16 protein-coding genes and 1 tRNA gene are annotated in these 13,220 nt (G+C 38.3%); 7 read left to right on the top strand and 10 right to left on the bottom strand.

Going from position 1 to position 13,220, the window contains the following annotated elements; translation table 11 throughout:
* The first annotated feature begins 7 nt into the window (after positions 1-7).
* The 4 genes from tolA to FE813_RS05520 all read left to right on the top strand — a co-directional run bounded on the left by tolA (position 8) and on the right by FE813_RS05520 (position 3,165).
* Positions 8-1,123 carry a cell envelope integrity protein TolA gene (gene tolA, locus FE813_RS05535; RefSeq protein ID WP_139989800.1) on the top strand — a complete coding sequence of 372 codons (1,116 nt, stop codon included), beginning with the start codon at positions 8-10 and terminating at the stop codon, positions 1,121-1,123.
* Between the two features lie 41 nt (positions 1,124-1,164).
* Positions 1,165-2,448 (top strand): Tol-Pal system beta propeller repeat protein TolB, encoded by a 1,284-nt coding sequence (gene tolB / locus FE813_RS05530; RefSeq protein WP_139989799.1) that lies wholly within the window; start codon positions 1,165-1,167, stop codon positions 2,446-2,448.
* A 24-nt stretch (positions 2,449-2,472) separates the two neighbouring features.
* The gene (gene pal, locus FE813_RS05525) at positions 2,473-2,934 is read left to right on the top strand and encodes a peptidoglycan-associated lipoprotein Pal (protein WP_139989798.1); all 462 of its coding nucleotides are present in this window, start codon (positions 2,473-2,475) and stop codon (positions 2,932-2,934) included.
* 155 nt (positions 2,935-3,089) lie between these two features.
* Positions 3,090-3,165 (top strand) — tRNA-Lys (locus FE813_RS05520).
* Between the two features lie 431 nt (positions 3,166-3,596).
* On the opposite strand, the gene artM is transcribed toward FE813_RS05520, so the two are convergent.
* The 5 genes from artM to lpcA all read right to left on the bottom strand — a co-directional run bounded on the left by artM (position 3,597) and on the right by lpcA (position 7,127).
* Positions 3,597-4,280: an arginine ABC transporter permease ArtM gene (gene artM / locus FE813_RS05515; RefSeq protein WP_139989797.1), complete on the bottom strand. Its 684-nt coding sequence runs from the start codon at positions 4,278-4,280 to the stop codon at positions 3,597-3,599.
* Positions 4,280-4,945 (bottom strand): arginine ABC transporter permease ArtQ, encoded by a 666-nt coding sequence (artQ, locus tag FE813_RS05510; protein WP_139989796.1) that lies wholly within the window; start codon positions 4,943-4,945, stop codon positions 4,280-4,282. The genes artM and artQ overlap by 1 nt, the downstream gene beginning before the upstream one ends.
* Before the next feature lie 3 nt (positions 4,946-4,948).
* Complete coding sequence (locus FE813_RS05505) at positions 4,949-5,668, bottom strand: lysine/arginine/ornithine ABC transporter substrate-binding protein (RefSeq protein WP_139989795.1); 720 nt, start codon at positions 5,666-5,668, stop codon at positions 4,949-4,951.
* 17 nt (positions 5,669-5,685) lie between these two features.
* Positions 5,686-6,417, bottom strand: coding sequence for an arginine ABC transporter ATP-binding protein ArtP (gene artP, locus FE813_RS05500; protein WP_139989794.1), 732 nt, complete (start codon positions 6,415-6,417; stop codon positions 5,686-5,688).
* A 125-nt stretch (positions 6,418-6,542) separates the two neighbouring features.
* Complete coding sequence (gene lpcA, locus FE813_RS05495) at positions 6,543-7,127, bottom strand: D-sedoheptulose 7-phosphate isomerase (protein ID WP_005634962.1); 585 nt, start codon at positions 7,125-7,127, stop codon at positions 6,543-6,545.
* A 207-nt stretch (positions 7,128-7,334) separates the two neighbouring features.
* On the opposite strand from lpcA, the gene FE813_RS05490 reads away from it, so the two are divergent.
* A complete protein-coding gene (locus FE813_RS05490) occupies positions 7,335-8,141 on the top strand; it encodes a DNA ligase (protein ID WP_139989904.1) in 807 nt (268 codons plus the stop codon).
* A gap of 58 nt (positions 8,142-8,199) precedes the next feature.
* Here FE813_RS05490 and FE813_RS05485 read toward each other — a convergent pair whose 3' ends face one another.
* Positions 8,200-8,451, bottom strand: coding sequence for a helix-turn-helix domain-containing protein (locus FE813_RS05485; protein WP_032803530.1), 252 nt, complete (start codon positions 8,449-8,451; stop codon positions 8,200-8,202).
* Positions 8,452-8,514: 63 nt separating this feature from the next.
* Here FE813_RS05485 and FE813_RS05480 point away from each other — a divergent pair, with 63 nt between their 5' ends.
* A complete protein-coding gene (locus FE813_RS05480; RefSeq protein WP_139989793.1) occupies positions 8,515-8,850 on the top strand; it encodes a hypothetical protein in 336 nt (111 codons plus the stop codon).
* A gap of 15 nt (positions 8,851-8,865) precedes the next feature.
* On the top strand, positions 8,866-9,177 hold the full coding sequence (locus tag FE813_RS05475) for a hypothetical protein (RefSeq protein WP_009766870.1): 312 nt from the start codon (positions 8,866-8,868) through the stop codon (positions 9,175-9,177).
* Positions 9,178-9,272: 95 nt separating this feature from the next.
* Here the strand turns inward: FE813_RS05475 and FE813_RS05470 are convergent, their stop codons facing one another.
* The 4 genes from FE813_RS05470 to FE813_RS05455 are packed head-to-tail and all read right to left on the bottom strand — an operon-like array spanning position 9,273 to position 13,164.
* Entirely contained in the window at positions 9,273-10,256 is a 984-nt protein-coding gene (locus FE813_RS05470) for a peptide ABC transporter ATP-binding protein (protein ID WP_139989792.1), read from the bottom strand.
* 2 nt (positions 10,257-10,258) lie between these two features.
* Positions 10,259-11,251: a dipeptide ABC transporter ATP-binding protein gene (gene dppD, locus FE813_RS05465; RefSeq protein ID WP_139989791.1), complete on the bottom strand. Its 993-nt coding sequence runs from the start codon at positions 11,249-11,251 to the stop codon at positions 10,259-10,261.
* A 9-nt stretch (positions 11,252-11,260) separates the two neighbouring features.
* Positions 11,261-12,148: an ABC transporter permease subunit gene (locus FE813_RS05460; protein ID WP_139989790.1), complete on the bottom strand. Its 888-nt coding sequence runs from the start codon at positions 12,146-12,148 to the stop codon at positions 11,261-11,263.
* A gap of 14 nt (positions 12,149-12,162) precedes the next feature.
* Entirely contained in the window at positions 12,163-13,164 is a 1,002-nt protein-coding gene (locus FE813_RS05455) for an ABC transporter permease subunit (protein WP_005625756.1), read from the bottom strand.
* Positions 13,165-13,220 lie beyond the last annotated feature (56 nt).

Below are 13,220 nucleotides of genomic sequence, written 5' to 3'. Positions count from 1 at the left end.
GGTAACCGTGCAAAATAATCGACAAAAAAAAGGCGCAAATGCATTTGTTATTTCTATAGTGATGCACCTTGTTTTGTTTGGATTGTTGATTGTCAGCTCTTTCTACCATACAGTTGAAATTATGGGTGGTGGTGAAGGTGATGGCGATGCAATGGGGGCAGTAATGGTCGATACTGGCTCTGCAGCGCAAGAATGGGGTAGAATTCAACAACAGAAAAAAGGGCAAGCGGATAAGCAGAAACGTCCAGAACCCGTTGTTGAAGAAAAACCGCCACAACCTAATCAAGAAGAGATTAAGCGTCAACAGGAAGTTCAACGACAAGAAGAGTTAAAGCGTCAGCAAGAACAGCAACGTCAGCAAGAAATAAAAAAACAACAAGAGCAAGCTCGTCAAGAAGCGTTGGAAAAACAGAAGCAAGCTGAAGAGGCTAAGGCTAAACAAGCGGCTGAAGCTGCAAAATTAAAAGCAGATGCAGAGGCTAAACGTTTAGCTGCAGCAGCAAAACAAGCTGAAGAAGAGGCGAAAGCTAAAGCGGCAGAACTTGCAGCACAAAAGGCAAAACAAGAAGCAGAAGCCAAAGCAAAAGCTGAGGCTAAAGCGAAAGCTGAAGCCGATGCAAAAGCTAAAGCCGCAGCTGATGCTAAAGCAAAAGCTGATGCAGAGGCGAAAGCTAAGGCTGCTGCAGATGCTAAAGCTAAAGCGGATGCAGCAAAACGAAAAGCGGACCAAGCCAGTTTAGATGATTTCTTAAATGGCGGAGATATTGGTGGCGGTAGTGCATCTAAAGGCGGAAATGCGAATAAAGGTGGAACTCAAGGTAGTGGTGCAGCGCTTGGTTCTGGCGATGGTGGCAAAGTAGGAGATCAATACGCTGGAGTGATTAAGAAAGAGATTCAACGTCGTTTCTTAAAAGATCCAAGTTTTGCAGGAAAAGTTTGTCGTATTAAAATTCAATTAAGTCGAGATGGAACAATCTTGGGATATCAAAAAATTTCAGGTCCTGATGATATTTGTACAGCAGCATTAAGTGCGGTGGCTAGAACGAAAAAAGTTCCAGCAGCTCCATCGGATGCTATCTATGAGAAATATAAATCGCCAATTATTGACTTTGATATTCGATAATTCTTTATAAAAATTTATTGTTAAATTTTAAAGGTAACAAAATGAAATTATTAAAACGTTTAGTGAGCGTATTAGCGATTGTACTTGCTGTTGCAAGCAATGCATTCGCAGATGATGAAGTTCGCATTGTAATTGATGAAGGGGTTGATGGTGCACGTCCTATAGCTGTTGTGCCATTTTCTGGATCTGCACCGGAAGATATTAGCAAAATTGTTGCTGATGATTTACGTAACAGTGGTAAATTTAATCCTATTGCAGTGTCTCAGATGCCTCAACGTCCAACTTCAGCAGCTGAAGTAAATCCTGAAGCTTGGTCTAATATTGGAATTGACGCAATTGTGGTCGGACAAGTTGTTCCATCTGGTAATGGTTATAGTATTACTTATCAATTAATTGATACCGTTGGTGCATCAGGTACGCCAGGGGCTGTATTAATGCAAAATAGCTATACAGTGACAAATAAATGGTTACGCTATGGTGCTCATACTGTTAGTGACGAAGTTTTTGAAAAATTAACTGCAATCCGTGGTGCCTTTAGAACTCGTATCGCTTATGTTGTGCAAAAAAATGGCGGTTCACAACCCTATGAAGTTCGTGTTGCAGACTACGATGGCTATAATCAATTTATCGTAAATCGTAGTTCTCAACCAATTATGTCACCAGCTTGGTCTCCTGATGGTCAACGTTTAGCGTATGTATCTTTTGAAAATAAAAAATCACAACTTGTTGTACAAGATTTAAATTCTGGTGCTCGTAAAGTGGTAGCATCTTTCCCTGGTCATAATGGTGCACCAGCATTTTCACCGGACGGTTCACGTTTAGCTTTTGCCTCTTCGCAAGATGGACTATTAAATATTTATGTGATGAATTCTCATGGTGGTACACCAACTCAATTAACTCGTGGGGCAGGTAATAATACTGAACCATCTTGGTCACCAGATGGTAGTTCAATTCTTTTTACCTCTGATAGAGGGGGTTCACCACAAGTATATCGCATGAGTGCGAATGGTGGTAGTGCAACGCCTGTTGGTGGTCGTGGTAGTGCACAAATTAGTGCTGATGGTAAAACCCTTGTAATGATTAATGGTAACAATAATGTAGTTAAACAAGATCTTACAACTGGAGCATCTGAAGTACTCAGCACATCATTCTTAGGTGAAAGCCCAAGTCTTTCACCAAATGGAATTATGATTATTTATAGCTCTACACAAGGCCTAGGAAAGGTGTTACAATTGGTTTCTGCAGATGGTCGCTTTAAGGCGAGCCTTCCAGGAAGTAATGGCCAAGTAAAATTTCCAGCTTGGTCGCCATACTTAACTAAATAAAAAAACTCATTGAGGAGAAATCTAATGAACAAATTTGTTAAATCATTATTAGTTGCAGGTTCTGTAGCTGCATTAGCAGCTTGTAGCTCATCTAACAACGATGCTGCAGGCAACGGTGCAGGCCAAACTTTTGGCGGTTACTCTGTTTCTGATCTTCAACAACGTTACAACACCGTATATTTCGGTTTTGACAAATACAACATCGAAGGTGAATACGTTCAAATCTTAGATGCACACGCAGCATATTTAAATGCAACTCCAGCTGCTAAAGTATTAGTAGAAGGTAACACTGACGAACGTGGTACTCCTGAGTACAACATCGCGTTAGGTCAACGTCGTGCAGACGCAGTTAAAGGTTATTTAGCTGGTAAAGGTGTTGATGCTGGTAAATTAGGCACAGTATCTTACGGTGAAGAAAAACCAGCAGTTCAAGGTCACGATGAAGCTGCATACTCTAAAAACCGTCGTGCAGTATTAGCATACTAATTTTTAGTATTCTTAATACTAACAAGGAACAGGGCCTATCAAATGATAGGTCCTGTTTTATTTTATGACTATAATTTACTCACTCATAGAAAAAAGATAAATTTATTCTTGCATATAAAAATAAACTAGATATGATGGACACTCTTTATTTTTATGGGTCGTTAGCTCAGTCGGTAGAGCAGCGGACTTTTAATCCGTTGGTCGAAGGTTCGAATCCTTCACGACCCACCAAATAATCACTCATATTACATCTCTAAAATCTAAATCTATACTTCTTCCATACGTCAAATTATTAGTGTCTATTTATCTTCTATAACTAAGAGTCTTATCGTTAAATCCTTTCTGAAAAAAGATTATGAATTGATTATGTTTAACTACTTCTATTTAAAATCATTTATATTATTGTTAAAACATTCTCTCCTGCTCTATTCAACTCTCTTTCTTTACTTTCCACAATAATCAATCATACTCTCAAAATTCTATCCTCTTCTCTATTAATATAAAGAATTCTAGCTCCCTATCTTACTAATTAATATCCGAGTAACTATTTTGAGACTTAAGATTGCTCTCAATTTCAATGAATTTAAGACTTATAAATAAATTTAATTAAAAAATCCCAACCTAGGTTGGGATTTAAAAATGACTAAAAATTTTACCGCACTTTATGCTTTGCTTACTTCAAAACGTTCAAATGCCAATACTTTTTTCTCTAATTTACGTAGTAATAAAGTGGCAATACCCGTAATAATTAAATAGATACCGCCTGCGATGCCGTAAATTGTCAGTGCATCATATTCTGTACCATAAAGTTGGCGAGCATAGCCCATAATATCCATAATCGTAATGGTGGATGCTAATGCCGTGCCTTTAAATACCAAAATGATTTCGTTACTGTAAGATGGTAACGCACGTTTTAAGGCATAAGGAATTAAAATCTTTAAAGTTTGTATGCGGTTTAGTCCTAATGCGGCACAACTTTCCCATTGTCCTTTTGGAATAGCTTTTACTGCACCATGAAATAATTGTGTGGAGTAGGCTGCACTGTTTAGCGCTAACGCTAAGGCCGCACAGAACCAGGCATTGGATAATACATACCATAATGGGCTGTCAATAATCCACTGGAATTGGCCCGGTCCTGCATAAATTAAAAAGAACTGTACTAACAGTGGCGTGCCAGTGAATAACATAAGATATAAATTAACCGCTCTTTTTACCCATTTGTTTTCCATTGAAAGTAAAAAAGTGAGAAATAATGCCAAACAGAAGGCAATCAGCAACGATACGACTGTAAGCAACAAACTTGTTGGAATTCCTTGTGCGATCACGCTTAAATATTCTTGAAACATTATTTCACGCCCCTTTCAAAACGAGTAAAACGCAGCTCTAATTTTCGAATACCAACTTGGCTAATTAATGTCACCGCCAAATAAATTAACGCAGCAATACCGTACCAAGTAAAGGGCTGATGTGTATTGGTATTAATCAGATCCGCTTGGCGCATCAAATCGTCCACGCCAATTAATGAAACCAATGCCGTATCTTTTAGTAATACAAGCCATTGATTGCTCAAACCTGGTAAGGCATGACGCCATACCTGTGGCATAACAATGTGAATGAACGTATAGCTTTTGCTTAAGCCTAACGCTGCACCAGACTCCCATTGACCTTTCGAGATAGCTTGAATTGCACCACGTAATGTTTGTGAAGCATAAGCTGCAAAAATAAGAGAAAGCGCAAACACACCACAGCCAAATGCCCCAAATTCAATGTATTCTCCTGTTAGCATTTCTACTAATTCAGTAGAACCAAAATACACGAGTAATACAACGAGAATTTCAGGTAAGCCACGCAATAAGGCAATGAGTACTGCAGTTGGTTTGCCAACAAAACGATTGGCTTCAAGTACGGCAAAAATTAGGCTTAAAAATAACCCTAGGATTAATGAACAGACCGCAAGCCCTAAAGTCATTAGGGCTGCGGTAAGCATTAAAGAAAGAAAATCATAACTCATAGATTATTTTGTCATCCATTTATCATAGATTTTTTGGTATTCACCATTTGCTTTAATTGCAGCTAAACCTTTGTTTAATTGCTCAGCTAATTCTTTATTTGATTTATTCATAGCAATGCCTAAACCATTACCAAAATATTTTTTATTTGCTACTTTTTCGCCAACAAATTGCATTTCTGGTTCTTTGCTAATCATATCTGCAAGTACTGCGGTATCACCAAAAATCATATCAATTCTACCGCTCTTTAAGTCTAAAATTGCGCTTTGTAAGCTCGCATAAGCCTTAGTTGTATATTGTTTGGTTTCAGCTACTGTGTATTGTTGGAATGTGGTTCCATTTTGAACACCAACATTTTTTGCACTTTCTAACGTTGCTTTTCCTTTAAGGGTTACATAGCTTGCAGTGCTATCGTAATATGCATCAGAGAATAAAACCTGTTTTGCACGAGCATCCGTAATATCAATAGCGGAAATGGATGCATCAAAGCGTTTTGCTTTTAAATTTGGAATTAGTGCATCAAAAGCTTCTCCTTTGAATTTACAGGTTGCTTGGATTTCTTTACAAATTGCATTCGCCACATCGACATCAAACCCGATAATTTCGCCTTTTTCATTTGTGGTTTCAAATGGTGGATAGCTAGGTTCCATTGCAAAAGTAAGCTCTTGTGCGCTTGCTGCTACGGATGCGCCTAATAAAATTGCAGTTAACAATGTTTTTTTCATAATAAAATCCTTATTCTCTAGTGAGAAAGATATTGTTTAAATTGTTCGGTTTTCGGGTTTTCAAAACAATCTGCCGAGCCTATTTCGACAATTTTTCCCTGTTCCATATACACCACTTTCGTTGCCACTTTTTGTGCAACATTGACTTCGTGGGTTACAACCACTTGCGTAATGCCAGTTTCTTGTAATTCTTTAATAATATCTACAACTTGCGCCGTAATTTCTGGATCTAATGCAGCCGTTGGTTCATCAAATAACAGAACTTGTGGTTTCATCATAAGCGCGCGGGCTATTGCAACACGTTGTTGCTGACCGCCTGATAAATGTAATGGAAAGCGATCGGCAAGTTGTTCTAAACGTAAACGTTTTAACAACTCCATTGCATCTGCTTTGGCTTCATTTTCGCTTACGCCACGCACTTTTATTGGCGCTTCAATTAAGTTTTCAATAACAGTTAAGTGCGGCCAAAGGTTATATTGTTGAAATACCATTCCTACATCTTGGCGTAATTGTCGGATTGCTTTGGGATTTGCTATTGCATTGGATAAATTAAAATCATTATTTGCAATACTTAATTCACCAGACTTCGGTACTTCTAATAAATTTAATGTGCGAATCAATGTGCTTTTACCTGCGCCACTTGGGCCAAGCAATACAACTGTATCACCCTCATTAGCTTCAAGATTAATATCAAATAATGCTTGAGATGAACCGTAAAAGAAATTTAGATTTTTAACACGAATAGTCATTTCAATTTTCTCGTCTTTTAAGATGAAAAAATATTACATTTTTATGCATAATTATGCAAGTGGCATAAATAAAAAATCCCAAAAAAATTTGGGATTTTAGAAATTCGATTGAAATTAACCGCACTTTAAGCTTCTTTAGCCATTTCAAACTCAATTAACATCATTAAAATATGAATGACTTTGATATGGATTTCTTGAATACGATCTGCATAACGGAAATGTGGTACACGAATTTCAACATCCGCTAATCCAGCCATTTTTCCCCCGTCTTTGCCTGTCATCGCAATGACTTTCATGCCTTTTGCTTTTGCGGCTTCAATGGCGTTTAAAATATTTTTTGAATTACCAGAGGTCGATAAACCGAATAACACATCGCCTTTTTGACCCACCGCTTCAACATAGCGTGAAAAGACATATTCATAGCCAAAATCATTACTTACACAGCTTAAATGACTTACATCTGAAATCGCAATAGCGGGGTAGCCAGGTCGATTTTCACGATAACGACCCGTTAATTCTTCTGCAAAATGCATTGCATCACAGTGCGAACCGCCATTACCACAAGAAAGCACTTTGCCTCCTTGTTTGAAGCTATTCGAAATTAATAATGCCGCTTCTTGAATTAATTTAATGTTATTTTCATCAGAAATAAATTTGTTTAACACATCTTGTGCTTCCACCAGTTCTGCTTTGATTTGATCTAAATACATTGATTGCTCCTTGTTGGGAATAAAATCGCGATGGCATTGTATAGCAGATAAACATTCTCCGCTAGCCTAAATAAAAATTCATCTTTTTCCGATGAAGTGATGATTTTTTGCGATTTAGATCGTAATAGTGAATTTGCGTGCTTTTAGATTATTTCAGATACACTTATTCTGAAAAAAATGACCAGTTCTAAGATTTACAAAAATACCATGAAATTTTACCGCACTTTGTTACTTTTCTTCGTGAGTCCTTTCTCTTTGGCTAGCCCAGATTTAATGCTTCTTCATACCTACGATAATCAACCAATAGAAGGTTGGGTCATGTCAGAAAAGTTGGATGGTGTACGCGGTTATTGGGATGGAAAGCAATTATTAACTAGGCAGGGGCAACGTTTATCACCGCCAGCCTATTTCACTAAGGATTTTCCGCCTTTTGCGATTGATGGTGAATTATTTAGTGAGCGGAATCATTTTGAGGAAATTTCATCAATCACAAAATCTTTTAAAGGCGACAGTTGGGAAAAACTGAAATTATATGTTTTTGATGTGCCTGATGCAGAAGGCAATTTATTTGAGCGTTTAGCTAAATTGAAAACGTATTTACTTGAACATCCAACAACTTATATTGACATTATTGAACAAATTCCAGTGAGAGATAAAGCGCATTTATATGAGTTTCTTAATCAAATCGAATCTTTGAAGGGGGAAGGCGTCGTTGTTCGAGATCCTAATGCACCTTACGAACGAAAACGTAGTAATCGGATTTTAAAATTAAAAACGACTCAAGATGAAAAATGTACGGTCATTGCACATCATAAAGGCAAAGGACAATTTGAAAATGTGATGAGCGCTTTAACCTGTAAAAATCATCGGGGAGAATTTAAAATCGGTTCGGGTTTTAATTTAAGCGAACGAGAAAATCCCCCTCCGATAGGATCTGTGATTACTTATAAATATCGAGGTCTCACAAGTCGTGGAAAACCTCGATTTGCAACCTATTGGCGAGAGAGAAAGTAGTAACGGAGAGTTGAAGCGTTTATTTCATAACTTAAACTTTATAATACCTAGAGAAGATTCAACCGAATCTTTGGTTGATTTCATTAAATAATTCTGAAGGATTTAGCTCTAGGGCTTTACAGTATTCTAATAATTCAAATACATCTAATCGCCGGTCACCAGTTTCAACCTTACCGACAAACGAATGCACAACACCCAATTTTTCAGCTAATGCGCGTTGTGTTAGTCCTAATTCATGACGGCGATTCAGCAGTTTCTGTCTTAGCCAGAAATGTTCTTCTGAATGAACCGATAATCTTAAATTTCCCATTGCACCTGTTTTAGGTACAACCTGAACGTTATTTATTAATTTAAATAAACCGAGGAAATTACGATGAAAAAATTAAAACTTATCTCTTGTCTTATTGCTGCTGGATTGCTTTCTGCTTGTGTGACACACCGTGTTGGTGATTTTACTTTAGTTAGTACAAAGAATGTAAACCTTAACTCTAATTCCTTAGTGAGAGGAGATCGTGTTGCCGGAATAGATAAAACAACCAATGTTGTTTATATGAAAAATGCTGTTGATAACGCTATTGAAAAAAATAAATGTGCTGTCGCACTTTCTGATGCTGTAATTAAATTGGAAAATAATTTCTTTGCTGTAAGTTATATTGCAGAAGGTAACTTAGTTATTGATAGAAGTTTGCCAGGATGTGGTAGTAAATAAGATTTAGGAGTTGATATGAAAAAAGCACTATTTTTAGGCATTTTAGGTTCTACTTTTGCTGTTTCATCATTTGCTAATGTAGTTTGGTCACCTGTGGGTAGTAACACTGTTGTGGGGAGTAATGGTTCATCTTATACTCAAATGGGAAATACCATTAGAAATAACAATACAGGTGAAACGTACAGTACGTTTAATGGCACAACATTAGGTTCTGGTGGACAAAATTACCAGACCTATGATCGCGGAAGTTACAGTACAACGATTGATACAAATACTGGTCATTCTTGTACAAATTGGGGAAGTAGCGTTGGCACAGTATGTAATTAACTGTATTACAATGATTTAGCGAGAGCATTATGTAAAGATGCTAAATGCTATTGGTCAACAATCCCCTGATTAATAATCAGGGGATTGTTTTATGTTTAGTTAATATGGAAACAAGCGATTAATTTTCCATCAGTATGTTGCTCCAAGTGCGGTTGATTTTCAAGGCATTTTTCTGTTGCTTTCCAACAACGAGGATTAAATGCACAGCCTTTTGGTGGATTAATTGGGCTTGGCAATTCACCTGTCAACTTTATACGTTCACGGCGCAAGTTTGGTGACAAACGTGACGTCGCTGAAAGTAATGCTTTGGTATAAGGATGTTGAGGATTAGAGAAAATTTGTTCTGTTGTTCCTTTTTCAACACAACGACCTAGATACATCACCATCACTTCATCGGCGATATGCTCTACCACAGAAAGATCGTGTGAAATGAACACGTAAGACAAGCCTAATTCATCTTGTAAATCCATCATTAAATTCAGTACTTGCGCACGCACGGAAACATCCAATGCAGAAACCGGTTCATCGGCAACGACAACATCTGGATCTAACATTAAACCACGAGCGATGGCGATACGCTGGCGTTGTCCGCCTGAGAACATGTGAGGATAACGATCATAAAATTCAGCGCGCAATCCCACTTTTTCCATCATTAATAAAACTTTTTCTCGACGTTCTTTGGCTGAAAGTTTTGTGTTGATGATCAATGGTTCTTCCAAAATTGAACCAATTTTTTTACGTGGATTTAATGAGGCATAAGGATTTTGGAAAACTATTTGAATTTTTTTACGACGTAGCGCCTTTGTTTCGGAATCATTTTCTAAAAAATTGTTCCCTTTGTAATACAATTCGCCTTCGGTTGGTTGTTCAATCATGGTTAGCAAACGCCCTAGCGTTGATTTTCCACAACCAGATTCCCCTACTACAGCTAAAGTTTTACCTCGTTCAAGCTGAAAAGAGACACCATCTAACGCTTTTACTTGCTGTGATTTTGCAAACAAGCCTTTTTTTACAGGGTAATATTTTTTTAAGCCAATCGCATTTAATAATGGCGTATTTTCTTTTACTTCATTCGTCATTATTAAGCTCCTTGATATTCAACAGGATTGCCTTGCTCGTTCAGTGGAGTATGGCATTTTACTTTACGCGAACCGATATGATGCAATTGGGGTTCGACTTGGCGACAGTATTCGGTTGCATAAGGACAGCGAGGATTTAATAAGCAGCCTGTTGGGCGATCGTATTTTCCAGGTACCACACCTTGTAATGACGCTAAGCGAGATTTTCCTTCTGCAAATTCAGGTAATGAACGTAACAAAGCCTGAGTGTAAGGATGTTTTGGCTCGCGGAAAATATCTTTTGCAGAGCCTTCTTCAACAATTTGTCCTGCATACATCACGATAATTCGATCTGCAGCTTCAGCAACAAGCGCAAGATCATGGGTAATCAAAATCAGCGACATGCATTCTTTTTTCTGCAATTCGAGTAAGAGCTCCATAATTTGTGCTTGAATAGTTACGTCCAATGCAGTAGTTGGCTCGTCAGCAATCAATAATTTAGGTCTGCAAGCAATTGCCATCGCAATCATCACTCGCTGACTCATTCCGCCAGACAGCTGATGGGGATAAACATCAATCCGAGATTCAGGATCAGGAATACCGACCAATCTTAAAAGCTCTAAAGTGCGGTCTTTTCTTGCCTTTTTTGTACCGCCTTCATGAGTTTTTAACGCTTCCATAATTTGGAAACCCACAGTATAAGCTGGATTCAAGCTTGTCATCGGATCTTGGAAAATCATCGAAACATCAGCGCCAATAAGCTGACGTTTAGCTTTACTCTCTAAAGTGAGTAAATTTGTGTTTTCAAATTGCAAGGATTCTGCCGATACACGTCCTGGATGATCAATTAATCCCATAATTGCGAGAGAACTCACAGATTTACCTGAGCCTGATTCTCCCACAATGCCAAGCACTTCGCCTTGTGCAACTTGATAGCTGATGCGATCCACGGCTTTAAATGGCGTTTTTTTATCGCCAAAGTGAACAGAAAGTTCTTTTACGTCTAATAATGCCATTCTGTTTTCCTATTGTTTGAGTTTTGGATCAAGTGCATCACGCAAGCCATCACCCATTAAGTTAAAGGCGAGCACTAAAGATAAAATCACTAAGCCAGGAATTGTAACCAACCAGTTTGCCGCTTGCATAAAACCACGAGCTTCTGAAAGCATTGTACCAAGTTCAGGTGTTGGTGGCTTTGCACCAATGCCTAAGAAACCAAGTGTCGCAAGCTCTAAGATTGCATTGGAAATTCCCATCGTCATTTGCACAATCAAGGGCGCTAAACAGTTTGGTAAAATCACAATAAACATGAGGCGAAGAACACCTGCACCAGCGACTTTAGAGGAGGTGACATAATCACGATTTTTTTCATTCATCACCGCAGCTCGAGTTAAACGCACATAGCTAGGAATTGATACAACGGAGATCGCTAAAGTGGCATTGGCGAGTGATGGCTCTAAAATAGAGACGACCACAATCGTCAAGAGTAAGTTTGGAATCGCGAGCATAATATCAATTAGGCGAATAATAACTGTATCTAGCACACCGCCATAATAACCAGAAATTAATCCAAGACTGGTACCAAAGGCGCAGGATAGCAATACAATGACAAATCCCGCAAAGACGGAAATTCGCGTTCCGTAAATGATGCGAGAAAGGATATCTCGCCCAATATCATCTGTTCCGAGTAAATAGGCAGGATTGCCGCCTTCATACCAAGCGGGAGGCAGTAAAAGTGCGGTACGATTTTGTTCTGTTGGATCAAAAGGCGCAATGTAAGGCGCGAAAATGCTGATTAAGGCAACAATTACAATAAAGGTTAAACCGATTAGTGCACCTCGGTTTTGTTTGAAGTAAAACCAAAATTCTTGCAAGGGCGTTTTCGGCACGAAAGTTGAAGGCGTGTCAGACATAATTTCTCCCACAATTAATGACGGATACGCGGATTGACCACGCCGTAAAGTAAATCGACGGTTAAATTCACCACAATAATAATTGTTGCAATAATTAGTACAGAACCCTGTAATACTGGATAATCGCGCGCTTGAATAGCATCAATAATCCATTTTCCAATTCCTGGCCATGAGAAAATGGTTTCTGTCAGTACGGCACCGGAAAGCAATTGACCAACGATTAATCCGACCACAGTGACAACAGGAATTAACGCATTACGCAATGCATGAACAATGACGATTCGAGTATAACTTAGGCCTTTTGCTTTTGCCGTGCGAATGTAATCTTCACCTAACACTTCCAACATTGCAGAGCGTGTCATACGAGTAATAATAGCGAGAGGAACTGTGCCTAGGACTATTGCAGGAAGAATTAAGGATTTAACCGCATTTTCGAAGGCTCCGGGCATACCAGAAAGCCAGCTGTCAATAAGCATAAATCCTGTTGGTGTATCGATCCAAAATTCATTATCTAAACGTCCACCTTGCGGTAAACCGAGTTGTGGTGAAACGTATAAAATTAAAATCAGTCCCCACCAGAAAATTGGCATAGAATACCCAGTGAGCGATGCAGCGGTAACTGTGTGAGAAATCCAACTATCTTTTTTTACTGCTGCAATCGTACCTAAAATCACCCCGCCTAATAACGACCAAAATAACGCAAAAAATGCCAATTCAGCTGTAGCAGGGAAAAGTGTAAAAAATTCAGTAAGAACAGGTTGTTGAGTGCGGAATGATGCACCAAAATCACCTTGTAGCACTTTAGCAATATAATGAAAATATTGTTCATGCAAAGGAAGATCTAATCCTAATTGATGCATCATTTGTTGATGTATTTCAGGTGTTAAGCCACGTTCACCCATCATTATTTCAACTGGATCGCCAGGAATAAAATGCACAAGGGCAAACGTGATAAAAGTAATGGCAATAAAAGTTGGAATTACCATTAAAATACGTTTGAAGAAAAATTTAAACATTCAATCACTCAAATACAAAAAAAGTGCAGTTAAAATTCACCGCACTTTTCAAAGAA

The sequence above is a fragment of the Haemophilus seminalis genome (assembly GCF_006384255.1).
GTDB lineage: Bacteria > Pseudomonadota > Gammaproteobacteria > Enterobacterales > Pasteurellaceae > Haemophilus > Haemophilus seminalis.
This window is presented reverse-complemented; position numbering and strand designations above follow the sequence as displayed.